The sequence below is a fragment of the Marinobacter sp. genome, assembly GCF_041595835.1.
GTDB lineage: Bacteria > Pseudomonadota > Gammaproteobacteria > Pseudomonadales > Oleiphilaceae > Marinobacter.
Map to the genome: position 1 here is coordinate 116047 of NZ_JBFHJO010000004.1, position 26792 is coordinate 142838.

Here is a 26792-nt window from a genome sequence, read left to right on the forward strand (position 1 = left end):
AAGGTATAATCCCTACACGGCCAATTTAATACCTGACTAAATTACTCTGGTATTGTATAATCATCCACCAGAAGTAACGGGAAAGGCACCTCGTCAACAGCCTCCCGACCATCAACACCAGCAGACCGAAATGACATCCGCCGAGAAACGCTGTCCCATAAGCAGCTCGGCGCAACACAGGGCAACAAGCCCCAGATGAGAGAATTACGGAGCGACGATCATGGCGACCACCGACAAAGAGGTGACAGAGCTGATCAAACGGGAATACGAACACGGATTTGTTACCGAAATTGAATCCGACACCTTCGAACCCGGCCTCAATGAAGATGTAATCCGCCGCCTGTCTGAACTCAAGCAAGAGCCAGGGTTCATGCTGGAGTGGCGACTGAAAGCCTACCGTCGCTGGTTGGAGATGGAAGAGCCTGAATGGGCCCATGTCGACTTCCCGAAGGTGGACTACAACTCCATCTCTTACTATTCCGCGCCCAAGAAAAAAGAAGACATGCCTCAGAGTCTGGACGAAGTCGATCCAGAGCTGCTGCGCACCTATGAAAAACTCGGCATCCCGCTGCACGAAAGAGCCAAACTTGCGGGCGTAGCAGTTGACGCGGTATTTGATTCAGTTTCCGTTGCGACCACCTTCAAAGAACCGCTGGAAAAAGCCGGCGTAATCTTCTGCCCCATCTCCGAAGCTGTTCAGAAATACCCTGAACTGGTGAAGAAATATCTAGGCAGCGTAGTCCCGGCCGGCGACAATTACTTCGCCGCCCTGAACTCTGCCGTCTTCTCCGATGGCTCTTTCGTTTATATCCCGAAAGGCGTTCGCTGCCCCATGGAACTATCCACCTACTTCCGGATTAACGCAGCGAACACTGGCCAGTTCGAGCGCACCCTGATCATTGCCGAAGAAGGCAGCTACGTAAGCTACCTGGAAGGCTGCACGGCTCCCATGCGGGACGAAAACCAGCTACACGCTGCTGTGGTTGAACTGGTTATCCTCGACGACGCCCAGATTAAATACTCCACGGTACAGAACTGGTACCCAGGCGACGAAAACGGCAAAGGTGGTATCTACAACTTCGTAACCAAACGCGCTGCCTGTATCGGCAAAAACGCAAAAGTCTCCTGGACACAAGTTGAAACCGGCTCCGCCATCACCTGGAAATACCCAAGCTGTGTACTGCGTGGCGAAAACAGCGTTGGTGAGTTCTATTCAGTCGCCCTGACCCACAATTACCAGCAAGCCGATACCGGCACCAAGATGATCCACCTTGGCAAAAACACCAAAAGCACCATCATTTCTAAAGGCATCTCCGCAGGGCGAAGCTCCAATGCCTATCGTGGTCTGGTGAAATTTGGCCCGGGTGCCGAAGGTGCGCGTAACTTTACCCAGTGCGACTCGCTGCTGATCGGCGACCGTTGCGGCGCCCACACATTCCCGTACATTGAAAGCAGGAACAAGTCCGCCATCGTGGAACACGAGGCCACCACATCCAAAGTCAGTGACGAGCAGATGTTTCTCTGCCGCCAGCGTGGTATCGACCCGGAACAGGCAGTATCCATGATCGTGAACGGCTTCTGTAAAGAGGTGTTCAAAGAGCTGCCCATGGAGTTTGCGGTTGAAGCTGGCAAGCTACTGGAAGTCAGCCTTGAAGGCTCCGTAGGTTAAACCTGACGGCAATCACAAAGAATTCAGACGGTTAAGAGAGAGAAGCAACAAATGCTGAGCATCAAAAACCTGCACGCATCCGTTGAGGGCAAAGAAATCCTCAAGGGCATCAACCTGGAAGTCAAAGCCGGGGAAGTTCACGCCATCATGGGCCCGAACGGTTCTGGTAAGAGCACTCTGTCACAGGTTCTGGCAGGTAACGAAGCATTTGAAGTCACCAGCGGAGAAGTCACTCTGAACGGCGAAAATCTACTGGAACTTGCGACTGAAGAACGCGCCCGCGAAGGTGTGTTTCTGGCGTTCCAGTACCCGGTAGAAATTCCTGGTGTCAGCAACCTGCAATTCCTGCGCACGGCGGTCAACGCTATGCGCAAGCATCGCGGCGAAGGAGACATGAACGCAGCTGAGTTTATGAAGCTGGCCCGCGAAGTGTCCAGGCAAGTCGATCTGGATCCGGCATTCCTCAAGCGAGGCGTGAACGAAGGCTTCTCCGGCGGTGAGAAAAAGCGCAACGAAATCATGCAGGCGTTACTGCTTCAGCCAAAACTGGCCATTCTGGATGAAACCGACTCAGGTCTCGATATCGATGCCTTGCAAGTTGTTTCCAACGGCGTCAACGCCCTGCGCGCCAAAGACCGGGCCATTCTGATGGTCACCCACTACCAACGCCTTCTAAACCACATCGTGCCGGACTATGTTCACGTACTGGCCGGTGGCAAGATCGTTAAATCCGGCGGCCGCGAACTGGCCCTTGAGCTGGAAGAACGAGGTTATGGCTGGTTGGGAATCAAAGACGAAGACGCCAGCAACTGATCAGGAGGCCGCGGAATGAAACCAGCACCTATGCTTTCCAGCGCCTTCCTGCATCCGGCCGGGCAAACTCTGCCCGAGCCGCTGCTAGCGCTGCGCAAACAACGGGCCAGTGCCTTGGTCGACATGCCATTGCCTACCCGGAAAACCGAAAACTGGAAATACTCCAGCAAGTACCTGAAACTGTCCGACGAAATGGCCATCTCCCTGCCGGTAGAAGGCAAAACAGGTAACAGCCTGGCGGTATCAGGCTATAAAGTCGTTCTCAACAACGGCGTTATGATCCCTGAAGCCAGCGAATACCCCGACCTCGACGGCATCACAATCCAGAGTTTCAACGACCTTAACACTGAAGAAGCCGACGTTCTGGCCCTTCAGCTTGGTAGCACACTGGATCACGACCAGGCCCAGTTCGCCCGCATGAATGGCGCACGCTTCGAAGATGGCATACTCATTCGCCTGAAGCCTGGAGCCGTGCTGGATCAACCCCTGTTTATCATCCATGAAACGGCAGGCGACGCTGGCGGCTCGGCTTACCCTCGCATCTACGTGGAAGCTGGCGCGAACAGCCAGATGACCCTGGTGGAAGAGTATATTTCCAACGGTGAGGCCTCTATTCTGGTCAACACCGTGACCGAATTCAGCCTGGCTGACGGAGCCAACATCACCAGCATCCGCCTGAATATGGAAGGTGAAAACATTCAGCACATTGGTGCCACCGGAGTGCTGCAGAACCGTAGTTCACGGTTTGAAAGCCACTGCGTTGGCTTTGGCGGCCCTCTGCGCAGGCACGATCTGCAGGTACGACTGGTAGGCGAAGGCGCTGAAACAAAGCTTAATGGCGTGGTTGTGACCCAGGGCAAGCAACATTACGACAACCATACATCCATTGATCACGTCGCAGCCAACTGCAGCAGCGAAGAAACTTACCGGAACATAGCCGCAGATCAGTCTCACGCAATCTTCAACGGCCGGATTCATATCCATCAGGACGCCCAAAAGTCCAATGCAAATATGAATAACAAGAACCTGCTGCTCAACAATGGCGCAGAAATCGACACCAAACCAGAGTTGGAAATTTACGCAGACGACGTAAAGTGTGCCCACGGCGCCACCATCGGCCAGCTGGACGAAGAATCGGTTTTCTACCTGGTGTCCCGGGGTATTGGTCGCCGGGAAGCCAACGTACTGCTAACTATGGCATTTATTAACGAACTGGTCAGCCAGATTCCAGTGGAAGCCGTGCGCGAGACAGCTCAGGTAAGGCTGAACGATTTCTTCGAGAAAACCTTCCAGGAGACCTGAAGGCATGAACGACCTGTCCATGGCAAGCAACACCGAAACAAAGGCGTTTGACGTAGAAAGCATCCGCCGTGACTTCCCGATTCTGGCCCAACAGATCAACGGGAAGCCCTTGGTGTATCTGGACAACGGCGCATCAGCCCAGAAGCCTGTCTCCGTGCTGGACGCCATGGATCGCTACTACCGGGAAATGCACTCCAACGTGCACCGGGGTGCTCATACTTTAGGTGACCGGGCCACCGCAGCCTTTGAGGGTGCCCGCGAAACCGTTCGCAGCTTTATAAACGCCCCCAGTACCAGAGAAATCATCTGGACCCGTGGCACCACCGAGGCCATCAACCTCGTTGCCAACGGTCTGGCCCCGCGCCTGAAAGAAGGCGATGAGATTCTGGTCAGCCACATGGAGCACCACGCCAACATCGTGCCCTGGCAAATGGTGGCAGAACGCACTGGCGCAAAAGTCGTTCCCGTTCAGGTTACACCTGAAGGCGAGCTGGATCTGGATTCATTCAGCAACCTGATGAATGATCGCACTCGTATTCTGGCCATCACACACGCGTCTAACGTACTCGGCACCATCAACCCTGTTGCCGATCTGATCCGACAGGCTAAGCAACAGGGCGTGCTGACCGTGATTGATGGCGCTCAGGCAGTGCCTCACTTCAAGCCGGACGTTCAGGCTCTCGACTGCGACTTTTACGCATTCTCGTCCCATAAAATGTTCGGTCCCACCGGCATTGGCGTACTTTATGGCCGGGCAGAACTACTGGAACAAATGCCTCCCTATCAAGGCGGCGGCGAGATGATCGAGCGCGTATCGTTCGAGCGCACCACCTGGAACGAACTTCCTTACAAATTTGAAGCAGGCACTCCCGCTATCGCAGAAGCGGTGGGTCTGGCGGCAGCCATTGATTACCTGAACAGCTTCGATCACACGGCTCTGGAAGCAGCTGAACAAGCACTCCTCACCCGAGCAAACCAACTGCTAGAAACCGTGCCGGGTATGGATATTATCGGCACGGCAAAAAACAAAGTACCGGTAATATCGTTCAAAATTGCCGGCCTGCACCCCAGTGACATCGGCACTCTGCTGGACCAGCAAGGCATCGCCATTCGCACGGGTCACCACTGCGCCATGCCACTGATGGATTTCTACGGGGTACCCGGTACAGCCCGGGCCTCATTCGCGTTCTACAATACGCTGGAAGAGGTCGAGAAACTATTCACTGGCCTTCAGAAAATCCAGCGCCTGTTTACCTGAGGAGGTGGAAACATGACAGCCGAAGTCTTCACCCCAAACGACGTTAATGTGACCATGACGCCAACGGCGGTCAAACACGTTCGCAAACAATTGGATAAAAGACCAGAAGCCAAAGGCATCCGTCTCGCCATCAAGAAAAGCGGCTGCTCCGGCTTCAAATATGAAACCCAGTGGGTAGAAGAAACCTCCACCGATGACCGAATCTTTTCCATCGACGGCGTGGACGTTTACGTAAAGCAGGAACACCTGCCCCTGGTTAACGGCATTGAAATCGACTTTGTCACCGAGGGGGTCAACTCCCTGTTCAGGTTCCGCAACCCCAATGCTACAGCTGAATGTGGGTGCGGCGAGAGCTTTACGGTGTCATAAACAGAGGCTTTATAGAGCATGCAAGAACGGGAAGTCGTCCTGACCAAGCGCGAGGTGGAAGCACGACTGGTGCCCGCCGGAACTGAAATCATGATTCCGTCTGACACCTTTGTGACCATCACCCAATCTCTGGGCGGCACCTTCACCGTCGCCGTCAATGGCAATCTGGCCCGCATCGAAGGCCACAATGCAGACGCATTAGGCAAGCAGCCCCTGAAAAGCAGCTTTGAGACCCCTGAAGACGGTAGCGTGAATGAAAATCAGGTGTGGGAAGCCTTGCGTAACTGCTACGATCCGGAAATTCCGGTCAACGTGGTGGATTTGGGACTGATCTACGACTGCAAAATCGAGAATGGAACCGAAGACGGTAATAGAATTCACATCACCATGACCCTGACCGCCGCTGGCTGTGGCATGGGGCCGGTTATTACTGAAGATGTGAAGACAAAGCTTGAGCATGTACCCAATGTAGACAAAGTGATCGTCGACCTCACTTTTGACCCCCCCTGGAACAACGACATGCTGACCGATGAAGCCAAACTTGAACTGGGTATGCTATGACCGTTAGCAAACAGCAATTCCTGAACAATCCTCTCGGCCAGAAAACCACTCTGGAAGACGTTTTAGACGCCTTTGAATTTCTGGATGACTGGGAAGAGCGTTATGCGTTCATCATTGACCTGGGCAAACAATTACCCGAGTTTCCCGATGACGCGCGGATAGAAAAGAACTACGTGCATGGCTGTCAAAGTCAGGTTTGGGTGATTCATTATTACGACGAGGACAGCGGCAAACTATTCTTGCTGATTGATTCTGATGCCCTGATCGTTCGCGGTCTGGCTGCCATCATTCTGGTGGCACTGAACGGAAAGTCGCCCAGAGATCTGCTAGCTACCGACATCGACGAGCTGTTTGAACAGCTCGACCTGATCCGTCACATTTCCCCTACTCGCGGCAATGGCCTGCGAGCGATGGTCAGTAAAATCCGCGATCTTGCGGCAGCCGAAGCCACCGCTTAAGCTCACCAGATAATAGCCATATCGTCCTTCTGCACATTCACCTGGCCGCCAGTGGTACCAAGGCGGCCGGTACTGAAATCAGGATGTACATTGTCCAGCGTGACCAACACCCCGGCATCCGCAAGTTCCGGAGTACCGTCCAGTGAATCAAAGTAACGCTGGCTGCGATAGATATTCAACTGATCTCCAGGGCGCAAGCCAGCAGTGGCCCCAGAAGCCAAAGTTACCCGGTCATCATCCACTCGGGTAATCCGTACCATAAAGGGCTGGCAGCTTAGTGCACCATTAACTGCAGCGGCCATATCATCGATCACGCCGGATACCGCACGGCCCCACTCACTTTTCTCAAATCCTGCGGAAGCAAAGCCTCCGGTGCCACTTCCTTTCGGGTCCCAATCGGCAACCGTTGAAAATCGTTTTCGGAACACCGGAGAACCACTAAAACCATCAAACACCATCACCTCAGCTTCAAACCGACGGGTTTTGTCGGTAAAGCCTAGCCCCCGTTGCATACGATTAAACACCGAACTACCCCAGGCGTCCGGATCAGCCAGCCCCATATCACGAATAACACCCGACACCACAAACTGAGCACCAAGCTCCCGGGCCAGCTGCACCACATTAGTCAGGTGATTGCTGGCCATACTGGATTGCATCGTGGGTGCATCAGGCAGATTCGAGAACAATCTTAGAGAGGTGGCCCCCAGCACCTGCAGCTTCCCCTGTTCCTGCAACCTCGCCAACAATGCCTGCGGCAACTGCTCGCCGGCATCATCCAGCCCCGGATCTCCCCCCTGCGAAGGCATCACAACCGGAAAACCCGTTACCGCAACCCGCTTACGCAAACCTGAAGCGGCCCCCGCTTTACATGAGGCATGACCTCCATCAATGACATCAGAAAGCTCTGCCCGGACAACCACACGCAACAAATTGCCACGCTGGTATTCATCCACAATCGTCGCATTACGCAGTTGAGCCATCGAAGACAGCTCAGTCTCTGAATGGGTCAGCTGACCGTTTTCCAGCGTATCCCTTGTACTCACCTGCGCCTGGTACTGCAAAGCGAGGTCTCGCATAGCCGATTGTCTGGCTTCAGCGCGAGCCTGATCAAGGTTGTTCTCACGAATATTGGCATGGCCAACCCCCTCAAGTACGGCGGCATCAACCCAACCCGAGCAAAGCCATATAAACCCAAACACAACAATGCGTTTCATAGCACTCCCGAAACCTGCCAGCAGACGGCCGGCTTAATCCAAGTAATAGAGGGAATCAACCTTACGAGCTTCGACATCACCTACCCGGTCATTGTGACGCGGCATAGGAATGCCACACGCATCCCGAACCTGATCATCTGCAACGCGGGAGACACACGCACGAAACCTGGGTTCAAGTTTCAGCTCCATCACCGTCTCAACCACACCATCGCTATGCTCATTAACTGTCACCATACGAGCTCCGCGAATGTAACTGTCGACATATGAACGGAAGCTATCGCTGCTCAGTACGAAATCATTAACGGTCGAACTACCGTAAATAACCGTGCCATACACCCGCTCAGCAAGATTACGATAGGCATCCAGCTGAGAAGCTCTTCGCGCCATCAAGCGCTTTTGGGTATTCAACCGGTCACCCTGGACATTTTCATAGGTGCCAAACCCGCTGACACGAACCGTGATGGGTTCAAACTCGTCCGATGCACCCTGCTTCCCCCCAGCCGCACAACCAGCCAGGGCAAAAACCAAAACAGGCATTAAGAACCAACGCAGTGTCATTATATTGTCTCCGGGAAAATGCTTTTCCAAAGATGCATGAAAAAATCACGCCACTCTCTATAACAGCAGGTTTAGAAAAGATTTTTTCAGAAAAACAACAAAAAGACCGAAAGGAAAACCGGCAAAATTTTGCCTTAATTTACGAAGATAGAACAAACGGTTACCCGTTTTGGACTGTTAATCACATGCTTCTTGTCTAACATCACTAACACTTAATATGTGCGTTTACAACAACATACACGAAGAGATCTAAATGAAAATGAATCGTCTTAATAAGCTCTCATTAGCTATCGGCCTGTCTGTTGCGACAACCTCTGCGTTAGCCAGCCCTCAGGCCTTTATGTCATCACGGTCTTTTGCCATGGGCGGCACAGGCGTGGCTTTAGCGACACCAGCGACAGCACCCAGTTCAAACCCAGCAATGATGGCGGCTCAGCAACACGATTGGGCAGATGACTTTGGTCTGATTTTACCGTCAGTCAATGTTCGCGCTGCGGATGAAGAAGAAACGATCGACCAGATCGATGACATTCAGGATGTTATTGATGACTTTAATGAACTAACGGACGGATTTGATGCAACTGCAACGGCCGATGAAGTGAGTCATTTCCAACTCACAACCAAAGACCTGAGCGAACGGCTGAGCGCTTTCAGCGGAGACACTATCCGAGCCAACGTCGGGCTGGGAATCAGCTTTGCTGTACCCAGCCCTAAGCTGGCCGTCGGTGTATTCACATCAGGCAACCTGACAGCCACTGTTCGCGGAGAGCTGGACGATGACGACAAAGCTCTGCTTGACCGCATAGCTAGTGCAAAAACAGCCGCTGACATTGACAAAATTATCACAGATGAAAAACTCGATGATGAAGACGGGATCGAGCTTAACTCTCGCGGCCGCATTCTGGCATCCGCGGTAGTTGAGGCTGGTGTAAGCTTCGCTTCCACCTTCGAACTAAACAACGGAGAAAGTTTCCAGGTTGGCATCTCACCAAAATACGTTGAACTCCGCACCTTCCAATACACAGAAAGCGTTTCCGGTTTCGATGATGATGAGTTTGACAGTGACAACAACGAAACTGATAAGAGCGGCTTCAACCTCGACATCGGGGCAGCCTACGCCTTCGGTGAAAACAAGGAATGGAACGCCGGCGTTGTGGTGAAAAACCTGATCCCGATGGAACTGGACTCGGCACAAGCCCGTGGCGCTGAAGTCGAAGACAAATACACTCTTGAACTAAACCCCATGGTTACCGCAGGTATAGCCCATAAAGGCAACCACCACGTAGTCACCGCAGAGCTGGATCTGACCAAGAAAGAAGCCTTTGGCTATGAAGACGACACGCAATGGCTCGCCGTTGGTGCAGAGTTTGATGCCTGGCGCTATGCTCAGTTGCGCGCGGGTGTACGTCACAACCTGGCAAGCAACAGTGACAACGCGGGCATTGAAGAAGACACTCAGTTTACTGCCGGTCTGGGCTTGAATATCCTGGGTGCTCGCCTGGATATCGGCGCACTGTACAGCAGTGCCGATGTTGGCGCAGCCATCGAACTGGGCACAGCATTTTAATAAAAACTATAGACCAGGAGTCGATCCTGGCCCATAGCCAAAAGTACCAGCGGGTCGTGGAACGCAAGTTTCCCGACCCGCTGTTGGCTCTATAATTTGCGAAGCGTCTTCAAGCCGCAGATAATCCCGCCTCCAGTGTGAACCAAATACCGCACTCAAAGTCAGTCAGAGCGAGAATCATGGAAATCTACCTTGTAGGCGGAGCTGTACGCGATGGACGGCTCGGCATCCCGATCAAAGACCGTGACTGGGTTGTAGTAGGCGCAACGCCTGAGATGATGAAGGAACTTGGGTATCGCCAGGTCGGTGCTGATTTCCCCGTCTTTCTACATCCGAAAACCGGAGAGGAATATGCTCTGGCCCGCACCGAGCGCAAGCAAGGTCGTGGTTATCACGGCTTCACCGTATACAGCGCACCCGATGTCACACTGGAAGAAGACCTCAAGCGCCGGGATCTCACTATCAACGCCATGGCAGAAAGCCAGAACGGCACCTTGGTAGACCCTTTTAACGGCTTAGCTGACCTTGAGCAGAAAACCCTGCGGCACGTTTCTGAAGCGTTCACTGAAGACCCCCTGCGAATTTTGAGAACAGCCCGCTTCGCCGCTCGTTTTTACCCTTTAGGCTTTTCCATTTGTCAGGAAACCAAGGACCTGATGCGAACCATGATTCGCAACGGAGAGCTGGAAGACCTTGTACCCGAGCGAATCTGGCAGGAAGTACAACGAGCCCTGCACGAACAAACTCCCGGTGTATTTTTTGAAGTGCTGCAAGAGCTGGGCGCACTGGACGTGCTGATACCAGAACTAACAAACAACGAAAACTTCAGGGCTGGCCTTCAGGCCCTGGAGTGCTTAAGCCTGCAGAAAAGCTCTACCGCTCAGAGATTTTCTGCGCTCATGTGTGCCATACCAGAACCAAAGGCCACCGCCAGGGCAAAAGCCATGAAATGCCCTAACGACTGCCGGGACCTCACTCACCTGGTGTGCCTGTATGCCGAGTGGCTATCAAACTGCAAGGATACAAACCTGCCAGCGTCTGGCGTTTTAGACATGCTGGACCAGGCGGATTTATGGCGCCGCTCTGAACGCTTCGAACAATTGCTGGCTACCCTCGCCTGCACAGCTCACAGTGATTTCGTCGAACAATTAAGTACCGCCGCACAGGTGGCCGCCGGAGTGAACCCTCAGGACCTTCTGAAACAAGGATTCACCGGTAAAGAACTGGGCAACGCCATTCGAAATGAAAGACTAGCCCGCATCACGCAGGCACTCACGCCCTGACTCGACTTTAGTTGCTTTGGTGCCCCCAACACTTTCCCGCTACAATACGCAGCAATATTTTATATTCCCAGGCACTCTGAAGCCTGACCCCGCCTCATACAACGGAGATTTTCCATGCGTGATGTTGTCATTGTTGCCGCAAAACGTACCGCCATTGGCAGTTTTGGTGGCGGCTTATCCAGCATTAAAGCCGAGCAACTTGGCTCTACCGTCATCAAAGCCCTGATGGAAGAAACCGGCGTTGCCGGTGAGCAAGTTAACGAAGTGATCCTTGGCCAGGTTCTGACCGCCGGTAGCGGCCAGAACCCGGCCCGCCAAGCCAGCATTCATGCCGGCCTGCCTACGTCTGTATCAGCAATCACCATCAATAAAGTCTGTGGTTCCGGCCTGAAGGCTGTTCACATGGCCGTTCAGGCTATTCGCTGTGGTGACGCAGACATCATTATTGCCGGCGGACAGGAAAATATGAGCCTGGCTCCCCACGTGCTACCCAACAGCCGTAACGGCCAACGCATGGGCAACTGGACCATGATTGACACCATGGTGAACGACGGTCTTTGGGATGCCTTCAATGACTACCACATGGGCATCACAGCTGAAAATATCGTTGAAAAATACGGCATCAGCCGTGAGGAGCAGGATGAGTTTGCAGCCGCTTCACAGCAAAAAGCTGTGGCCGCGCAAAACAACGGCCGCTTTGATGGCCAGATTGTTCCTGTCGCCATCCCGCAGCGTAAGGGCGACCCGGTCATCGTCGATCAGGACGAATGCCCGCGTGACGGCGTAACCGTTGAGAGCCTCGCAAGACTCCGCCCTGCATTCAAGAAGGACGGGTCCGTCACGGCTGGCAACGCCTCTTCACTAAACGACGGTGCCGCTGCTGTCATGGTCTGCAGCGCAGAGAAAGCCAAAGAGCTCGGCCTGCCCCCACTCGCAACCATTAAAGCTCACGCCAGTGCTGGCGTTGACCCGAGCATTATGGGTACCGGGCCAATTCCGGCCAGCAAGCTTTGCCTGGAGCGTGCAGGCTGGACACCGGCAGACCTGGATCTCATCGAAGCCAATGAAGCGTTTGCGGCACAAGCTATTTCGGTAAACCGTGAAATGGGCTGGGATACAAACAAGGTCAACGTGAACGGCGGCGCCATTGCTATGGGACATCCGATTGGCGCTTCAGGCTGCCGAATTCTGGTGACCCTGCTGCATGAAATGCAGCGCCGTGATGCCAGGAAAGGCCTGGCCACTTTGTGCATCGGCGGCGGCTTGGGCGTAGCCCTGGCAGTTGAGCGCTAAGCCAAATGTTGCACCTTGTACTCTATGAGCCGGAAATACCGCCAAATACTGGCAACATCATCCGGCTCTGTGCCAACACCGGCTGTCAGCTGCATCTGATCGAACCTTTGGGGTTCTCTCTGGAAGACAAGCAGATGCGCCGAGCCGGGTTGGATTACAGCGAGTACGCCACAGTAAAAATCCACCAGGATTACTCGAGTTTTCTGGAGTCGGAGAAACCTGGACGCCTGTTCGGGCTTACCACCAAAGGCACCCGCCACTACCATGAAGTGGCATTTCAGGATGGCGACTACCTGATGTTCGGGCCAGAAACCCGAGGGCTACCGGTAGAGGTACGAGAAGCACTTCATGAAGGTCACCGGCTTCGAGTGCCTATGCAGCCAGAAAGCCGCAGCCTGAACCTCTCTAACACCGCTGCACTGGTAGTTTATGAAGCCTGGCGTCAGCTTGGGTTCCCCGGCGCAAACTGAGTGCTGCCTATGCAGGCATATAAAAAAACCGGCTTAAGCCGGTTTTTTTATATTCGAAAGAAACTCTTCAGAAATCAGTGAGTCTGTTCTTCCTTCGCTTCGCCCGCGGCTTCTTCCTGCTTACGCTTAAGAGCCTGAGCATAGATGGCATCAAAGTTCACCGGTGCCAACATCAGCGCAGGGAAGCTGCCCTTACTAACGGTACCGTCGATCGCTTCGCGGGCATAAGGGAACAGGATAGTCGGACAGTATGCACCCAGCATCTGCCCCAGCTGAGGCCCTTCAATACCCGCAACCATAAACACACCCGCCTGCTGAATTTCAACGATGTAGGCAACTTTCTCACCCAGCTTTGCCGTGACTGTCATAGACAGAATCACTTCATACTGATTGTCGCTGATCTGGTTGTGGGATGTGTTCAGATCCAGGTTTACCTGGGGCTTCCACTGCTCCTGAAACACCATCGGCGAATTTGGAGATTCAAAAGAGAGGTCCTTCACATAGATACGCTGAAGGGCAAACTGGGGTTGGTTCTGATTTTCATTGCCTGCGGCTTGCTGATTTTCAGCCATGATCCGTCCTTTCGTCTTTTCGTTTTATGGGCCGGGCCCACTGTATATGGTCACGTTTGCCGGAACAGTCTACTGCCTGTCTCCGGCGAGTAATGTGAAACAGTGCGACAGATCGCCAATCAGATCAAGCCCTGTTACTTTTTCACCAATGGCAAATTGCTGGCTTTCCAGTCGGCAATACCGCCATTCAAACGCACAACATCTGCAAAGCCTTCTTCTTTCAGCTGTTTGACTGCCATGGCTGAGTGCTGCCCCATCTTGTCCACCACCACAATCCGCTTTTCTTTGTGCTTATTCAACTCGTTAACACGCCCTTTAAGGCCACTTAACGGGATATTGATAGAGCCGGTGATCCGGCCTTCGCCGAACTCCTTTCGGTCCCTGATATCCAAAACAACGGCTTCCTCTTTATTAATCAGAGTCACCGCACCCTGGGCCGAAATTTTGGCTCCACCGCGACGAGACTCCAGCACCAGAAGAGCAAGAATCAAAGCAACAAAAATTGATACCAGGATGTAGTGATTAACAACGAATTCAAACAAGCGGTCCATGTAACTACCCTGAAAATTAGTTTCGCCGGATTATACACATCCACACCCGCTCAAAGAAGGCAAGGAACCTTCCACCATCCTCCGTGGCCTGCGCAAATGAAAACGGTTACAATCTGATCCTCTTTTCATTCGTTATCTTTGCAACCAACCGGACAAAATGATGACCGCGACGCGCAAGCCCACTGCACTGATTATCCTCGACGGCTGGGGCCACCGTGACCCGGCTGAAGACAATGCCATCTCCAGAGCCAACACCCCGTTCTGGGACAAGCTCTGGCAGCATCAGCCCAAAACCCTGATCAATACCTCAGGCATGTTTGTGGGGCTGCCTCAGGGCCAGATGGGCAATTCCGAAGTGGGCCACATGAACCTCGGCGCTGGCAGGGTGGTTTATCAGAGCCTGACGCGCATAGACAAAGATCTGGAAGACGGTAACTTTCAGAAAAACAAAGCTCTGTGCAACGCCATCGACAAAGCCGTCAACAGTGACAAAGCTGTTCACATCATGGGCCTGCTGTCTCCTGGTGGTGTACATAGCCACGAAGACCATATGCTGGCCGCCGCAGAACTTGCCGCCGCTCGTGGTGCCAAAGAAGTTTATATCCATGCTTTTCTCGATGGCCGGGACATGCCTCCACGCAGTGCTCGCCCTTCTCTGGAGAAAGCGGTAGCCAAGATGGACAGCCTCGGCGTAGGCCGAGTGGCCACGATTGTTGGCCGCTACTTCGCTATGGATCGAGACAACCGCTGGGACCGGGTAGAAGCCGCTTACAATGCCATGACGCTGGGCGAAGCTGAATTCACCTGTGCAGACCCGATAACAGCTCTGGAACAAGCTTACGAGCGCGGCGAAAACGACGAGTTTGTAAAACCCACACGTATTCATAAAGATGGCCAGCAGACAGGCATCATCAATGACGGCGATTCCGTGCTGTTCATGAACTTCCGTGCTGACCGTGCCCGGGAAATGACCCGAACCTTCGTTGATAATGACTTCGATGGTTTTGACCGCCGGAAACACCCTGATCTGGCAGACTTTGTCATGTTGACCGAGTACGCCGCCGACATCAAAACCTCCTGCGCCTACCCCCCGGCTCAACTCAGCAATGGCTTGGGCGAATATGTGGCCAAGGAAGGAAAAACTCAGTTACGCATTTCTGAAACCGAGAAATACGCCCACGTGACATTCTTCTTCAATGGCGGCATGGAAACGCCCTTTGACGGTGAAGATCGCATTCTGGTGCCCTCCCCGAAAGTTGCAACATATGACCTGCAACCTGAGATGAGCGCGCCGGAAGTAACCGACAAACTGGTAGAAGCCATCAAAAGCGGCAAGTACGACCTGATCATCTGTAACTACGCCAACGGCGACATGGTCGGCCATACCGGCAAGCTGGATGCCGCCATCAAAGCAGCGGAATGTCTCGATCACTGCATACAGCGAGTAGTTGAAGCGCTGGACCAGGTCGGCGGTGAAGCGCTGATCACAGCGGATCATGGTAACTGCGAACAGATGACCGACCCCACGTCCGGCCAGGTCCACACGTCCCACACCATTGGCCCTGTGCCTCTGGTCTATACCGGGCACCGCAAAGTAACCCTGAAAGATGATGGCAGCCTTTGTGATATCGCACCGACCCTACTTGCACTGATGGGCGATAAAGCTCCGGAAGAAATGACCGGCCACAGCTTGGTGGACATAAGCTGATCAGAATACAGGCAGGCATTTTGAGACGTTTTCTGGCACTGGCACTGACCCTCTTTATGGGGGTCGCGCCGCTGTATGCAGAACAAGACGTCACACCTGAACAGGTGAATGCGCTTAAAAAGCGCATTGCCACCATTGATGGGTGGCTGGCCGATGCCGAGAAAAACCGTTCAAGCCTGGAAAAACAACTGGCAGCAACAGAGCGTACCATTAGCCAGCTTACCCGTGAACGACGGGAGCTTCGCGAGCAAGCAGACAAACAACAAAAACGCCTAAGCGAACTGCAAAAACAGGAAAACGCGCTCGCCAACACCCTCGAAGCTCAGCGACAAAGCCTGAAAAAACAAATTCGTTCAGCCTGGATGAAAGGCGATGCTCCCGCACTCAAAATCCTTCTGAATGAAATAGAGCCAGGAAATATCGCCCGAGCCATGACTTACTATGAGTATCTGAGTAAAGATACCGTTGGTCGCCTGGAAGCCTTTAAACAAAGTCTTCGCGAGCTAAAAGCGGCCCAGGCTGACGTTCAGGCCACGCGAGTACAGCTGGCAAAAACCGAAGCCAAACTGGAGCAGCGACAGCAGCAACTCACCGAAACCCGCAAAGAACACACCCAGACTCTGGCGGCTCTGAAATCCGACATCCGCACCCGTCGTAGCGAAAAAGAAACACTGGAAGCTGACCATAAACGCCTGGAAAAACTGCTGGAAGACGTACAGCAAGCCATTGCCAACATTCCTTCTCCGAATGAATCGAGGCCGTTCAAGTCTCTGCGCAAAAAATTACCCTGGCCGACACAGGGGAAAGTTGTCAGCAGCTTCGGCGCCAGCTATGCCGATGGTAAATTGCGCCGCAGCGGCATCATTATCAATACAAAAGAAGATGCCGAAATTAAATCCGTGCACCACGGCCGTGTGGTGTTTGCCAATTGGCTCAGAGGCTTCGGTCTGATGACCATCATCGATCATGGTGATGGCTATATGACCCTGTACGGCCACAGCAGCAGCCTTTTCACGGAGCCAGGAGACTGGGTTTCTCCTGGCGAGACAATTGCACTGGCCGGGCGCACCGGAGGCACGGAAGACCCTGCCCTGTATTTTGAAGTTCGCAGTAACGGTAAGCCTACAAATCCCCAGTTCTGGCTGGGCAAGCTATAAGCTGCGCGCATCGAAGGGCTGACAAACGCGGCAACGAGCGCCATACTGTGGCGACCAGCTAACCAGTCCAACTATTGGAAACAAAACAGGATATCTGAATGAAACGGGTTCGAAGCTCTCTCCGGATTTCACAACTACGCTCTCTAGCCCTGGCGACCTGTTTTTTTGCAGCCCCCGGACTGGCACTGGCTCAAGACAGTGCCAGCCAACCCCAACAGATTGTCGAAGGCATACAGGACGGAAAACGGGTTGAAATCAGGTTGCCTGACCCGGAAGAACAACTGCCTTTAGAAGAATTACGGAAATTCACAGAAGTTTTTGCCCGTATTAAAGATGCCTACGTTGAAGAAGTATCCGACACCCAACTGCTTGAAAGCGCCATTAAAGGCATGCTCTCAGACCTGGACCCCCATTCAACCTACCTTGCCCCGAAAGATTACGAAGAACTTGAGGAAAGCACCTCCGGCGAATTTGGTGGTCTTGGCATTGAAGTGGGCATGGAGAACGGCTTCGTCAAAGTCATTTCCCCGATTGACGATACCCCGGCCCAGAAAGCCGGCGTGCAAGCTGGCGACCTGATCATCAAACTGGATGAAAAGCCGGTGAAGGGGATGTCTCTGGAAGAAGCCGTCAACCTGATGCGCGGCAAACCGGGTACAGTACTGTCGCTGACCATTATGCGCGAAGGTGAAAGTGCTCCCATCGAAATCAACGTTACCCGCAACATCATCAAAGTAACCAGCGTTAAATCCCGGATGCTTGAAAGCGGGTACGGCTATGTTCGTATCACCCAGTTCCAGGCCGAAACGGGTCGCCAGTTCCGTGAGGCACTGAGCAAACTGGAAGATGACTTTGGCAGTGATCTGAATGGGCTGGTCATTGACCTTCGCAATAATCCCGGTGGCGTACTTCAGGCCGCTGTCGAAACATCTGACGCTCTGATCGATGAAGGGTTGATCGTCTACACCGAGGGCCGTATTCAAAGCTCACGCCTGCGGTTTACGGCCCAACCCGGTGACCTGATGGAAGGCACCCCAATAGTTGTTCTTATCAACGGCGGCTCTGCCTCGGCTTCCGAAATTGTTGCCGGAGCACTGCAAGACCACAAGCGCGCAGTCGTAATGGGCACTCAGTCGTTTGGTAAAGGGAGTGTTCAAACAGTCATACCGCTGGATGAGTCCCATGCCATCAAGATGACAACTGCCCGCTACTTCACCCCTAACGGCCGCTCTATTCAAGCAAAGGGTATCAAGCCTGACATCGAAGTTCGCCCAGCAGAATTAACTGAACTTGATAGCCGGCCATTTTTTACCGAAGCCGACTTAAGCGGGCACCTTGAAGGTGAAGACGAAGAAAAAGCTCGTAAAGAGCGGGAACAGAATGCTGAGGCCCGGGAAGAAACGGAAAACCGCGACTACCAGCTGCGCTCTGCTTTGAACCTGCTCAAAGGAATGAACATCCTGTCTGGCGCCAAAGATGGCAACAAACAGAGTCTCAGCCAGTGAAACTGAGAGTATCTGCCGCATGGACTGCTGCGCTCGCGCTCGTTGCAGGGCTGGCTTACGGCGCAGCCCCGGATGAGGCCCAGGCACCTACAATTGCAATCATTATTGATGATGTAGGCCATAACCTGCACGAAGGGCGGCGGCTGACTCAGATTGAGCAGCCCCTAACTATGGCCTTTCTGCCCTATCGTCGTCACACCGTGCAGCTAGCAAAGCTTGCCCATCTCCACGACAAAGAAGTGATGCTGCACGCACCCATGGCCAACACCCGCCATTTTGACATTGGTCCTGGCGGGTTAACACCGGATATGGACGAAACAGCCATATCAACCACTCTTCGGCGCGCACTGCAATCAATCCCCCACGTAACCGGTGTAAACAACCATATGGGTAGCCTGTTAACACAGCAGGTACAGCCAATGGACTGGGTTATGAAAGAGCTGAGCCGATATCCGGTTTATTTTGTCGATAGTCGCACTATCGCAAGCTCAGTAGCAGGCCAGGTCGCAAGCGCCTACCAGATTCCCAGTTTGACTCGCGATGTGTTTCTCGACCATGAACAAACCGAAGCCTTTGTTGATCAGCAATTTCAGCTGTTAATAAAAACGGCTAAAAAGAACGGGACTGCTATCGGCATTGGCCACCCACATGCCGTTACGGTGGATTATCTTGAAAAGCACTTACCCGAACTCGACGAGCAAGGCATCGCCATTGCAACAGTGAGAGGAATCTGGGCGATACGCAATGATAATCGTGAGATGTTTGCAAAAGGAGAAAAGCAGGCCATTCGACCTGCTTACGCAAAGAATAATTAATCGCGGACTTCGATGCCCTGGGCCTTCATATAGGCTTTCGCTTCGGGAATCGTATGTTGACCGAAATGAAAGATGGAAGCCGCCAGCACTGCATCAGCACCACCTTTAGTAACACCGTCAGCCAGGTGCTGAAGCTCACCCACGCCACCTGAGGCTATTACCGGCACGGGAACTGCGTCACTGATAGCTCGAGTCAAACCCAGGTCAAAACCGACCTTGGTGCCATCACGATCCATACTGGTCAGAAGCAACTCTCCTGCACCCATTTCCACCATTTTCTTAGCCCACTCAACCGCATCCAGACCGGTAGGCTTTCGGCCACCATGAGTGAAAATTTCCCAGCGAGGCTCTTCGCCTTCGGCACTGACGCTTTTGGCATCAATAGCAACCACAATACACTGGCGACCAAAACGCTCCGCAGCCTCTCGAACAAACTCGGGATTGAACACTGCCGCCGTATTAATGGATACCTTGTCAGCGCCGGCATTCAGCAGATTGCGTATGTCGTCCACGGTACGAACACCGCCGCCTACGGTCAAAGGGATGAACACCTCTGCGGCCATACGCTCTACGGTTTCGTAAGTCGTGTCACGGCTTTCATGGCTAGCAGTGATATCCAGAAAGGTGATTTCGTCTGCGCCCTGTTCGTTGTAGCGCCGGGCCACCTCGACCGGGTCTCCGGCATCACGAATATCAACAAAGTTTACGCCTTTAACCACACGGCCCTTATCGACATCAAGGCAGGGAATAATACGTTTTGCCAGCGCCATGGTGCGTCCTCAGTTTTTCAAGCTGTCACAGAAGGCCTGGGCCTCTGCTACATCCAGCGTACCTTCGTAAATAGCACGGCCCGTAATGGCACCAAGAATACCTTTGCCCGCAACGGGAGCCAGGCGCCTGAGGTCATCCATATTGGTCACACCGCCGGAAGCAATCACTGGAATGCCACCCTGCTCAGCCAGAGCTGCAGTTGCCTCAACATTCACACCTTGCATCATGCCATCACGGGCAATGTCGGTGTAAACGATGGAATCTACGCCATCGTGAGCGAAGCGTTTTGCCAGGTCAACAGCCATGACTTCAGAAACTTCGGCCCAGCCATCAGTGGCCACACGGCCATCTTTGGCATCCAGGCCCACGATGATGTGGCCGGGGAAGCGCTTGCACATCTCAGTAACAAACTCTGGCTCTTTAACCGCCTTGGTCCCAATAATGACCCACTGAACGCCAGCTTTCAGATAAGCCTCGATAGTTTCCGCCGAACGGATACCACCACCAATCTGAATCGGCAGGTCCGGATATTTTTTAGCAATCGCTTTAACAATGTCACCGTTAACTGGCTCGCCAGCAAAGGCGCCATTAAGGTCAACCAGGTGCAGGCGACGAGCGCCGGCTTCAACCCACTTCGTGGCCATGTCTACAGGGTCGTCTCCAAAAACAGTGGAGTCGTCCATACGGCCCTGACGCAGCCTTACGCACTTGCCGTCTTTGAGGTCGATTGCGGGGATGATAAGCATATGATTTCGTTCCTATCAGAAAGGAAGGCTATGAGATCCGCCCTCTGTAGCGAAAGGCCTTCCGCCACAGAAAGCTGTAATGCTCTGACCAGCCTACTTTCCAGTCCAGTTCGTAAAATTTTCCAACAATTGCAAACCTGCCCGGGCGCTTTTCTCCGGGTGGAACTGCACTGCAAAAATATTGTCTTTTGCCACAGCGGCGGCGAGATCTACGCCATAATGAGTGCGACCAGCCATGTCTGCATTGCCTTCAGCTTCCGCATAGTAGCTATGCACAAAATAAAAGCGATCCCCGTCAGGGATGTTGTGCCATAGCGGGTGCTCCATAGCTTGATAAACCTGATTCCACCCCATATGAGGCACCTTCAGGCGTTCGCCATTTTCGGTGAGATTATCACCGAAGTAACGAACTTCCGACGGAAACAAACCAATACCTTCCACGCCGCCATTTTCTTCACTGCGGGCCATCAATGCCTGCATACCAACACAAATGCCGAGGAAGGGACGGTCCTGGGAGACTTCTTTAACCAGCGCATCCACACCCAGGCGACGGATTTCAGCCATGCAATCACGGATGGCGCCAACACCGGGGAGGATCACGCGGTCAGATTCGCGTATCTGATCTGCGTTATCGGTGACAAGTACTGTGCAATTCGGGGCAACATGCTCCACCGCTTTTCGGGCGGAGTGCAGATTACCCATGCCGTAGTCAATGATGGCAACGGTCTTCATCGTAGTTTCGGATCCTGTCGGTGACCGTTACAGAGCGCCTTTGGTGGACGGTGTAATGCCGGCCATACGCTCATCCATTTCAATCGCCACGCGCAATGCGCGACCGAATGCTTTATACACAGTTTCAATCTGATGGTGGGTGTTCTTACCCTTCAGGTTGTCAATGTGTACGGTTGTCATGGAGTGGTTCACGAACCCGCGGAAGAATTCTTCAAACAGATCCACGTCGAAGCCACCAACAACTGCCCGGGTGTAGGGTATGTTCATACACAGACCAGGGCGGCCTGACAGATCTATCACTACGCGGGACAGAGCTTCATCAAGTGGCACGTATGCATGGCCGTACCGGCGAATGCCCTTCTTGTCGCCCACGGCCTGTTTGAAGGCCTGACCAAAGGTGATGCCGATATCTTCCACCGTGTGGTGATCATCAATATGGATATCGCCCTTACAGGTGATGTCCAGATCAATCAAACCATGGCGGGCGATCTGGTCCATCATGTGGTCGAGAAAGGGCACGCCCGTGTCGAAACAAGCCTTGCCGGTACCGTCAAGATTAATCTCAACCGAGATCTGGGTTTCTAGGGTATTTCGCTCTACCCGAGCCTTACGTTCAGCCATGGAGACTCCGTTGAAAAAACTGGCTTGCTACCGAAAACTTTAGTGTTTACAGATTATACCGATTAACACAACAGGAGTCCCGCAATGGGGTCTATCACCTTGATAGGCTTAAAAAGCGTTTTTCAGGTTATTCATGTAGGTATCAACCATGCTATTGAATTCATGCTTGATAACCGGGCTGATTGCGAGCTTGAGCAGGCTGGGCAGGGGCACCGTCAGTGCCGCGCTGGTCTGGAAGCGCACGGTAGTAGTATTTTCATCCTTGGAACTGAGAACCCAAGAGCCACTCACTACACCGTTCCCTTCACCTTTTACAGGCTCCCAGGTAATTTTCCCGGTTTCTTTATCCGGGTCATAGGTGCACGCATAAACCGACTGAATGGCATGTTTGTCTACGCCTACCTTCTCCATTTCCCACCGATAAGCATTGCCGCCAAGATCAATCAGTTTATCTACTTTCGGGAAGTGGCTGGCCGACCTGGGTACATCTGCCAGTAAATCGAATACGTCGTCATAGCTAGCCTGAATATCGAATTCACGATTCAGCTCAATCGAAACGGTAATAGCCACAGCTAACTCCTTATTATGCTTATTTGCGCGCCGAAAGTTTTCTCCGGCTTGTTTTTTTCGGTGTATTTTGAACCAAGACTACCGCATTGTCATATTCCTGCACTGTTAATTTGCTAACCCTGCGTTATCCTTTGAGTAATTTATTCGTAACACACCAGGCAACTTTCCCTGCCGGGAAGAAAAGGAACTCTCGTAATGAAAGTCATTCGCTACGCGCTCTACGCCATCATAGCTCTTGTCATACTGGCGGTCGCAGCCGTTGCTATAGCTGTCGCCGTGATCAATCCAAATGATTACAAACCTCAAATTGAGGCTACAGTCGAAAAACAGACCAATCTGGATCTGATCCTGCAAGGTGACATTGGCTGGTCCTTTATCCCTCTGGGCCTGGAGTTGAACCAGGTTGAAGCCACTCTGGAAGGTAAGCGCCTTGTGGCCCTGGAGCAGTTAATCGCCCAGATCGACTTCTGGTCTCTGATTACCATGTCTCCGCAAGTGGATACCTTTTTGTTAAACGGTCTCGATGCGCAACTCGAAGTAAACAAGCAAGGCGAAGGCAACTGGACCCGGATCATGCCGGAGAATACAGACGAAAGTTCTGCCGCTGACGAACCAGAAAAACCGGCGGCCACAGAGGGCATTTCCGAACAGGTCAAAGGTGGAGACACCCTGAATTTCAACGTTAAAAACGTCGAGATCAGCAACGCCCGGGTTCACTACAACGACCTCAGCACCGGACAGTCCGTGATACTGGAAGACTTCGCTGTAACCGCCAGCAACATCACTTTGGGCTCTGAGTTCCCGCTGGACATCCGTTTCAAGGTTGAAACCACCCAGCCACAGTTCGCCGTAGATGGCAGCATCAGCGCTAACCTGATCGCTGGCAAAGCACTGAATGAGTTCGCCATGTCCGGCCTTAAAGCCGTGTTCGACATGACCGGCGAACCGTTCAATGGTCAATCTGTGACGGCAAAAATGAGCGGATCTCTGAAAGCCAACCTTGACAATGAAACCGCCTCACTGAACGACTTCACAGCCAGCCTGGCCGACCTGAAACTAAGCACGAACCTCAGCGTAAAAGGCTTCGGCGACAAGCCAGCACTGAATGGCCAACTGGAAATCTCCCAGTTCTCCCTGAAACAACTGCTCAGTGACCTTGGCCAACCAGCCATTGAAACCACCGATCAGGATGTGCTCAAAACCATAGCTCTTTCGACAAACCTGGGCGGCAAACCGGGCAATCTTGCCCTTAATGATTTGCAAATTACTCTGGACGACACCACCTTCAACGGTGGCGGAAGCTACAACCTGAGTAACGGAGGCCTGGTGTTTAACCTGCAAGGTGACAAGCTCAACGCTGACCGTTACCTGCCTCCAGCCAGCGAGAAAGGCAACGCCACTGCCTCAGAAGCTGAAACCTCAATAGCCCAGACTGGCTCCGAGAGTCTGCCTGAAACCGACTTACTGCCACTGGAAACCCTGCGCTCTTTGCTGCTGGATATCGATTTTGGTTTAGGAGAATTAATTGTCAGCAACCTGACCATTAAAGAGATCAAAGCCAGCACCACCGCTAAAGATGGCTTGCTGAAAGTCGACGAATTCAGCGGGAAGCTTTATGAAGGCAGCTTCGGCGCTAACGTGACCATTGATGCCCGCGGTGACAACCCGAACTGGAACCTTCGCTCTAGCGTCAAAAACGTCCAGACTCTGCCGCTACTAACTCAGCTGGCCGAAATCGACATACTGTCTGGCGGAGCCAATCTGGAACTCGCAGTGGACACAAACGGCAACCGTATTTCAGCACTTCGCAATAACGCCAATGGTGAGATCAACTTCAACCTGGCGGAAGGACAGTTCCGGAAGATAAACCTGACCCACATGGCCTGCCAGGGCATTGCCATGGTCAACCAAGACTCTTTGACTACGGCAGACTGGGGCGACACCACACCATTCAATGACATGCGCGGCACCCTGAAAATTGATGGCAATACCTTGAACAATACCAACCTGGTTGCTGCCTTGGCAGGCATGCGCCTGGAAGGCAACGGCACCGTCGACCTTGTGCAAAGTGGCATTGATTACGAACTGGGACTGCGCATAGTGGGTGAGATTCACAAAGACAACGCCTGCCGCGTAACGGAATACGTACAGAACGTGGTAATCCCAGTTGAGTGCCGCGGCAACTTCACTGAAGACCCAGCGGGCCTGTGCTCCTTTGACGGCTCCCGTTTCCGTGACACATTGAAAGACATTGCGGCCAATGCCGCCCGTGCCAAGGCGAAAGAAGAACTTGATCGTGCCAAGGCGAAAGCCGAGAAAAAAGTGGACAAAGCAAAGCAGAAAGCAAAAGACAAAATAGACGATAAGCTTCAGGAGAAGCTTGGTGAAGAAGGCGATAAAGTAAAGGATGCCCTTAAAGGTCTGTTCAAATAATGACCGACGAGTTCGCAGACAAACTTCTTGTATGGTATGACAAGCACGGCAGGCACGACCTGCCGTGGCATCATAACCGCAATGCTTACCGGGTCTGGGTTTCTGAGATCATGCTTCAGCAGACTCAGGTAGCCACTGTCATTCCTTATTTCGAAGCCTTCATGACCCGTTTCCCGGATGTGCAGGCCCTCGCTTCCGCACCAGAGGACGATGTACTCAGCCACTGGTCAGGCCTGGGCTACTACGCACGAGCCCGCAACCTTCACAAAGCGGCAAAGCAAGTCGTTGAAGCATTCGATGGCGAGTTTCCTCAAAATCAGGAAGCTCTGGAATCCCTGACTGGAATCGGCCGCTCAACCGCAGGTGCCATTCTGGCTCAAGCCTTTGGAAAACGGGCCGCCATTCTTGACGGCAACGTAAAACGAGTACTGGCTCGCTACCACGCGATTCCTGGCTGGCCGGGGCAAACAACGGTGCTGAAGCAGTTGTGGAAACACGCAGAAATGCACACACCTGACAACCGGGTGCGGGACTACACTCAGGGCATCATGGATCTGGGCGCTACAGTCTGCACCCGCAGTAAGCCAAAATGCGACAACTGTCCTCTCCATAATGGCTGCAAAGCATACGAAGACCAACAAATCCAGCTGTATCCTGGCTCCAAGCCCAAAAAGCTAAAGCCAGAAAAAACCACCTGGATGCTGATTATTGAAGACGCAGACGGCCGTATCCTTCTGGAAAGGCGTCCACCCAGCGGCATATGGGGCGGCCTCTGGAGCTTACCTGAGCTCGACCCGGCCTATGGCGCCGAAGAACTGCAGGATGCCTGTACAAAAGAACTGGGGCTTACTTGTGGCAACCCTGAACTAATCAGCGGGTTTCGCCATACCTTCAGCCACTATCACCTGCACATACAACCAGCCAGGCTACCGGTATCAGGCTGCACCAGCGTAGCGGATTCAGAAAGCCTTCGATGGCTACACCGAGATGAAGCTCTGACTCTGGGACTCCCCGCGCCCATTCGCACCCTGCTGACCAATCCCGAACAGAACGCCCTGCTCTGACCTGACGCCGATCTGTTATCATCTTCGCAGCCAACACCTCAACGTAGGAGTCACCATGAGCCGCACTGTATTCTGCCGGAAATACCAGAAAGACATGGAAGGTCTGAACATGCCCCCCATGCCCGGACCAAAGGGCCAGGATATTTTTGAGAACGTATCCAAAGTAGCCTGGGAGGAATGGCAAAACCAACAAACCATGCTGATCAATGAAAAACACCTGAACCTTATGGACCTGAATACCCGAAAGTATCTGCAGGCCCAGATGGATCACTACTTTAATAACGAGCCGTTCGACAAAGCCGAGGGCTACGTACCGCCGGAAAATTAACCGCTTTGGTCAAGACCTGAGCAAGCGTAGAAAATTTAAGAAAATTTCACCTGTCAGTCTTGACTCTAAAACCCTAAACCGGTTTAATAGCGCCCCGTTGCAGCTCATAGCTCAACTTGCCCGGATAGCTCAGTCGGTAGAGCAGAGGATTGAAAATCCTCGTGTCGGTGGTTCGATTCCGCCTCCGGGCACCACTAATTCAATAACTTAGCCCGCCTTGTGCGGGCTTTGTTGTTTCTGCAATCCAGAAATGTAAGCAATATACTCCGAACAGTGTTGCCTCACCCTCAGTGACGATTAAGTTTTGGGTCGGTTGAATGAGTTCAAGGTTGAGGTGCCCAGAGGGATGGATAAGCAAAGCGTTCGCAAGCAGATCAAAATTGTGCAGGCAGCACCTCAGAAAA

The 26792-nt window shown here is 52.9% G+C and carries 27 protein-coding genes and 1 tRNA gene; 19 read left to right on the forward strand and 9 right to left on the reverse strand.

From position 1 onward, the window contains the following. Nucleotides 1-220 precede the first annotated feature (220 nt). The 7 genes from sufB to ABYA77_RS03275 are packed head-to-tail and all read left to right on the forward strand — an operon-like array spanning nt 221 to nt 6430. Complete coding sequence (gene sufB / locus ABYA77_RS03245; protein WP_372964509.1) at nt 221-1669, forward strand: Fe-S cluster assembly protein SufB; 1449 nt, start codon at nt 221-223, stop codon at nt 1667-1669. Between the two features lie 51 nt (nt 1670-1720). After that, a complete protein-coding gene (sufC, locus tag ABYA77_RS03250) occupies nt 1721-2482 on the forward strand; it encodes a Fe-S cluster assembly ATPase SufC (RefSeq protein ID WP_372964510.1) in 762 nt (253 codons plus the stop codon). A 15-nt stretch (nt 2483-2497) separates the two neighbouring features. Next, on the forward strand, nt 2498-3784 hold the full coding sequence (sufD, locus tag ABYA77_RS03255; RefSeq protein ID WP_372964511.1) for a Fe-S cluster assembly protein SufD: 1287 nt from the start codon (nt 2498-2500) through the stop codon (nt 3782-3784). Between the two features lie 4 nt (nt 3785-3788). Beyond that, the gene (locus tag ABYA77_RS03260) at nt 3789-5042 is read left to right on the forward strand and encodes an aminotransferase class V-fold PLP-dependent enzyme (RefSeq protein ID WP_372964512.1); all 1254 of its coding nucleotides are present in this window, start codon (nt 3789-3791) and stop codon (nt 5040-5042) included. 12 nt (nt 5043-5054) lie between these two features. After that, the gene (locus ABYA77_RS03265) at nt 5055-5411 is read left to right on the forward strand and encodes a HesB/IscA family protein (RefSeq protein ID WP_372964513.1); all 357 of its coding nucleotides are present in this window, start codon (nt 5055-5057) and stop codon (nt 5409-5411) included. Nucleotides 5412-5429: 18 nt separating this feature from the next. After that, nucleotides 5430-5972 carry a putative Fe-S cluster assembly protein SufT gene (sufT, locus tag ABYA77_RS03270; protein ID WP_372964514.1) on the forward strand — a complete coding sequence of 181 codons (543 nt, stop codon included), beginning with the start codon at nt 5430-5432 and terminating at the stop codon, nt 5970-5972. Further along, nucleotides 5969-6430: a SufE family protein gene (locus tag ABYA77_RS03275; protein ID WP_372964515.1), complete on the forward strand. Its 462-nt coding sequence runs from the start codon at nt 5969-5971 to the stop codon at nt 6428-6430. The genes sufT and ABYA77_RS03275 overlap by 4 nt, the downstream gene beginning before the upstream one ends. A gap of 2 nt (nt 6431-6432) precedes the next feature. Here the strand turns inward: ABYA77_RS03275 and ABYA77_RS03280 are convergent, their stop codons facing one another. After that, nucleotides 6433-7644: a flagellar assembly protein T N-terminal domain-containing protein gene (locus tag ABYA77_RS03280; protein ID WP_372964516.1), complete on the reverse strand. Its 1212-nt coding sequence runs from the start codon at nt 7642-7644 to the stop codon at nt 6433-6435. Nucleotides 7645-7677: 33 nt separating this feature from the next. Further along, complete coding sequence (locus ABYA77_RS03285) at nt 7678-8202, reverse strand: LPP20 family lipoprotein (RefSeq protein WP_372964517.1); 525 nt, start codon at nt 8200-8202, stop codon at nt 7678-7680. A 253-nt stretch (nt 8203-8455) separates the two neighbouring features. Between ABYA77_RS03285 and traF the strand changes: the two genes are divergently transcribed. The 4 genes from traF to trmL all read left to right on the forward strand — a co-directional run bounded on the left by traF (nt 8456) and on the right by trmL (nt 12815). Further along, nucleotides 8456-9769 (forward strand): conjugal transfer protein TraF, encoded by a 1314-nt coding sequence (gene traF / locus ABYA77_RS03290; RefSeq protein ID WP_372964518.1) that lies wholly within the window; start codon nt 8456-8458, stop codon nt 9767-9769. 179 nt (nt 9770-9948) lie between these two features. Beyond that, on the forward strand, nt 9949-11052 hold the full coding sequence (locus ABYA77_RS03295; protein ID WP_372964519.1) for a multifunctional CCA tRNA nucleotidyl transferase/2'3'-cyclic phosphodiesterase/2'nucleotidase/phosphatase: 1104 nt from the start codon (nt 9949-9951) through the stop codon (nt 11050-11052). 114 nt (nt 11053-11166) lie between these two features. Continuing rightward, nucleotides 11167-12345 carry an acetyl-CoA C-acetyltransferase gene (locus tag ABYA77_RS03300; RefSeq protein ID WP_372964520.1) on the forward strand — a complete coding sequence of 393 codons (1179 nt, stop codon included), beginning with the start codon at nt 11167-11169 and terminating at the stop codon, nt 12343-12345. Nucleotides 12346-12350: 5 nt separating this feature from the next. Beyond that, nucleotides 12351-12815 (forward strand): tRNA (uridine(34)/cytosine(34)/5-carboxymethylaminomethyluridine(34)-2'-O)-methyltransferase TrmL, encoded by a 465-nt coding sequence (gene trmL / locus ABYA77_RS03305; RefSeq protein WP_372964521.1) that lies wholly within the window; start codon nt 12351-12353, stop codon nt 12813-12815. A 74-nt stretch (nt 12816-12889) separates the two neighbouring features. Here trmL and secB read toward each other — a convergent pair whose 3' ends face one another. Then, nucleotides 12890-13387, reverse strand: a complete 498-nt coding sequence (secB, locus tag ABYA77_RS03310; RefSeq protein ID WP_372964522.1) for a protein-export chaperone SecB — start codon at nt 13385-13387, stop codon at nt 12890-12892. A gap of 134 nt (nt 13388-13521) precedes the next feature. After that, entirely contained in the window at nt 13522-13938 is a 417-nt protein-coding gene (locus ABYA77_RS03315) for a rhodanese-like domain-containing protein (RefSeq protein ID WP_372964523.1), read from the reverse strand. 160 nt (nt 13939-14098) lie between these two features. Between ABYA77_RS03315 and gpmM the strand changes: the two genes are divergently transcribed. The 4 genes from gpmM to ABYA77_RS03335 all read left to right on the forward strand — a co-directional run bounded on the left by gpmM (nt 14099) and on the right by ABYA77_RS03335 (nt 19123). After that, complete coding sequence (gene gpmM / locus ABYA77_RS03320; protein ID WP_372964535.1) at nt 14099-15646, forward strand: 2,3-bisphosphoglycerate-independent phosphoglycerate mutase; 1548 nt, start codon at nt 14099-14101, stop codon at nt 15644-15646. 56 nt (nt 15647-15702) lie between these two features. After that, nucleotides 15703-16803 carry a murein hydrolase activator EnvC gene (locus ABYA77_RS03325; protein WP_372964536.1) on the forward strand — a complete coding sequence of 367 codons (1101 nt, stop codon included), beginning with the start codon at nt 15703-15705 and terminating at the stop codon, nt 16801-16803. Nucleotides 16804-16901: 98 nt separating this feature from the next. Then, nucleotides 16902-18308: a S41 family peptidase gene (locus ABYA77_RS03330; protein ID WP_372964524.1), complete on the forward strand. Its 1407-nt coding sequence runs from the start codon at nt 16902-16904 to the stop codon at nt 18306-18308. A gap of 50 nt (nt 18309-18358) precedes the next feature. Then, a complete protein-coding gene (locus tag ABYA77_RS03335) occupies nt 18359-19123 on the forward strand; it encodes a divergent polysaccharide deacetylase family protein (RefSeq protein WP_372964537.1) in 765 nt (254 codons plus the stop codon). On the opposite strand, the gene hisF is transcribed toward ABYA77_RS03335, so the two are convergent. The 5 genes from hisF to ABYA77_RS03360 form a co-directional block, all read right to left on the reverse strand. Then, entirely contained in the window at nt 19120-19893 is a 774-nt protein-coding gene (gene hisF / locus ABYA77_RS03340; protein ID WP_372964525.1) for an imidazole glycerol phosphate synthase subunit HisF, read from the reverse strand. The genes ABYA77_RS03335 and hisF overlap by 4 nt on opposite strands. Before the next feature lie 9 nt (nt 19894-19902). After that, nucleotides 19903-20640, reverse strand: coding sequence for a 1-(5-phosphoribosyl)-5-[(5-phosphoribosylamino)methylideneamino]imidazole-4-carboxamide isomerase (gene hisA, locus ABYA77_RS03345; protein ID WP_372964526.1), 738 nt, complete (start codon nt 20638-20640; stop codon nt 19903-19905). 93 nt (nt 20641-20733) lie between these two features. Then, nucleotides 20734-21372: an imidazole glycerol phosphate synthase subunit HisH gene (gene hisH, locus ABYA77_RS03350; protein ID WP_372964527.1), complete on the reverse strand. Its 639-nt coding sequence runs from the start codon at nt 21370-21372 to the stop codon at nt 20734-20736. A 27-nt stretch (nt 21373-21399) separates the two neighbouring features. After that, complete coding sequence (gene hisB, locus ABYA77_RS03355) at nt 21400-21993, reverse strand: imidazoleglycerol-phosphate dehydratase HisB (RefSeq protein WP_372964528.1); 594 nt, start codon at nt 21991-21993, stop codon at nt 21400-21402. Nucleotides 21994-22101: 108 nt separating this feature from the next. Beyond that, nucleotides 22102-22563 carry an SRPBCC family protein gene (locus ABYA77_RS03360; RefSeq protein WP_372964529.1) on the reverse strand — a complete coding sequence of 154 codons (462 nt, stop codon included), beginning with the start codon at nt 22561-22563 and terminating at the stop codon, nt 22102-22104. A gap of 195 nt (nt 22564-22758) precedes the next feature. On the opposite strand from ABYA77_RS03360, the gene ABYA77_RS03365 reads away from it, so the two are divergent. The 4 genes from ABYA77_RS03365 to ABYA77_RS03380 all read left to right on the forward strand — a co-directional run bounded on the left by ABYA77_RS03365 (nt 22759) and on the right by ABYA77_RS03380 (nt 26582). Continuing rightward, the gene (locus ABYA77_RS03365) at nt 22759-24996 is read left to right on the forward strand and encodes an AsmA family protein (RefSeq protein WP_372964530.1); all 2238 of its coding nucleotides are present in this window, start codon (nt 22759-22761) and stop codon (nt 24994-24996) included. Then, nucleotides 24996-26060: an A/G-specific adenine glycosylase gene (gene mutY, locus ABYA77_RS03370; protein ID WP_372964531.1), complete on the forward strand. Its 1065-nt coding sequence runs from the start codon at nt 24996-24998 to the stop codon at nt 26058-26060. Before ABYA77_RS03365 ends, mutY begins: the two co-directional genes overlap by 1 nt. Before the next feature lie 55 nt (nt 26061-26115). Beyond that, nucleotides 26116-26388, forward strand: coding sequence for an oxidative damage protection protein (locus tag ABYA77_RS03375; RefSeq protein WP_372964532.1), 273 nt, complete (start codon nt 26116-26118; stop codon nt 26386-26388). A gap of 118 nt (nt 26389-26506) precedes the next feature. Further along, nucleotides 26507-26582 (forward strand) — tRNA-Phe (locus ABYA77_RS03380). Nucleotides 26583-26792 lie beyond the last annotated feature (210 nt).

Bases quoted from the DNA above. Each gene is read 5' to 3' on its own strand.
- ABYA77_RS03275 (WP_372964515.1), top strand. From the start codon at position 5,969: ATGACCGTTAGCAAACAGCAATTCCTGAACAATCCTCTCGGCCAGAAA.
- gpmM (WP_372964535.1), top strand. From the start codon at position 14,099: ATGACCGCGACGCGCAAGCCCACTGCACTGATTATCCTCGACGGCTGG.
- traF (WP_372964518.1), top strand. From the start codon at position 8,456: ATGAAAATGAATCGTCTTAATAAGCTCTCATTAGCTATCGGCCTGTCT.
- ABYA77_RS03375 (WP_372964532.1), top strand. From the start codon at position 26,116: ATGAGCCGCACTGTATTCTGCCGGAAATACCAGAAAGACATGGAAGGT.
- ABYA77_RS03315 (WP_372964523.1), bottom strand. From the start codon at position 13,938: ATGGACCGCTTGTTTGAATTCGTTGTTAATCACTACATCCTGGTATCA.
- ABYA77_RS03300 (WP_372964520.1), top strand. From the start codon at position 11,167: ATGCGTGATGTTGTCATTGTTGCCGCAAAACGTACCGCCATTGGCAGT.
- hisF (WP_372964525.1), bottom strand. From the start codon at position 19,893: ATGGCGCTGGCAAAACGTATTATTCCCTGCCTTGATGTCGATAAGGGC.
- trmL (WP_372964521.1), top strand. From the start codon at position 12,351: ATGTTGCACCTTGTACTCTATGAGCCGGAAATACCGCCAAATACTGGC.
- ABYA77_RS03325 (WP_372964536.1), top strand. From the start codon at position 15,703: ATGGGGGTCGCGCCGCTGTATGCAGAACAAGACGTCACACCTGAACAG.
- hisB (WP_372964528.1), bottom strand. From the start codon at position 21,993: ATGGCTGAACGTAAGGCTCGGGTAGAGCGAAATACCCTAGAAACCCAG.
- ABYA77_RS03280 (WP_372964516.1), bottom strand. From the start codon at position 7,644: ATGAAACGCATTGTTGTGTTTGGGTTTATATGGCTTTGCTCGGGTTGG.
- sufD (WP_372964511.1), top strand. From the start codon at position 2,498: ATGAAACCAGCACCTATGCTTTCCAGCGCCTTCCTGCATCCGGCCGGG.
- sufC (WP_372964510.1), top strand. From the start codon at position 1,721: ATGCTGAGCATCAAAAACCTGCACGCATCCGTTGAGGGCAAAGAAATC.
- hisH (WP_372964527.1), bottom strand. From the start codon at position 21,372: ATGAAGACCGTTGCCATCATTGACTACGGCATGGGTAATCTGCACTCC.
- sufT (WP_372964514.1), top strand. From the start codon at position 5,430: ATGCAAGAACGGGAAGTCGTCCTGACCAAGCGCGAGGTGGAAGCACGA.
- sufB (WP_372964509.1), top strand. From the start codon at position 221: ATGGCGACCACCGACAAAGAGGTGACAGAGCTGATCAAACGGGAATAC.
- ABYA77_RS03295 (WP_372964519.1), top strand. From the start codon at position 9,949: ATGGAAATCTACCTTGTAGGCGGAGCTGTACGCGATGGACGGCTCGGC.
- secB (WP_372964522.1), bottom strand. From the start codon at position 13,387: ATGGCTGAAAATCAGCAAGCCGCAGGCAATGAAAATCAGAACCAACCC.
- ABYA77_RS03285 (WP_372964517.1), bottom strand. From the start codon at position 8,202: ATGACACTGCGTTGGTTCTTAATGCCTGTTTTGGTTTTTGCCCTGGCT.
- hisA (WP_372964526.1), bottom strand. From the start codon at position 20,640: ATGCTTATCATCCCCGCAATCGACCTCAAAGACGGCAAGTGCGTAAGG.
- ABYA77_RS03365 (WP_372964530.1), top strand. From the start codon at position 22,759: ATGAAAGTCATTCGCTACGCGCTCTACGCCATCATAGCTCTTGTCATA.
- ABYA77_RS03330 (WP_372964524.1), top strand. From the start codon at position 16,902: ATGAAACGGGTTCGAAGCTCTCTCCGGATTTCACAACTACGCTCTCTA.
- ABYA77_RS03265 (WP_372964513.1), top strand. From the start codon at position 5,055: ATGACAGCCGAAGTCTTCACCCCAAACGACGTTAATGTGACCATGACG.
- ABYA77_RS03260 (WP_372964512.1), top strand. From the start codon at position 3,789: ATGAACGACCTGTCCATGGCAAGCAACACCGAAACAAAGGCGTTTGAC.
- mutY (WP_372964531.1), top strand. From the start codon at position 24,996: ATGACCGACGAGTTCGCAGACAAACTTCTTGTATGGTATGACAAGCAC.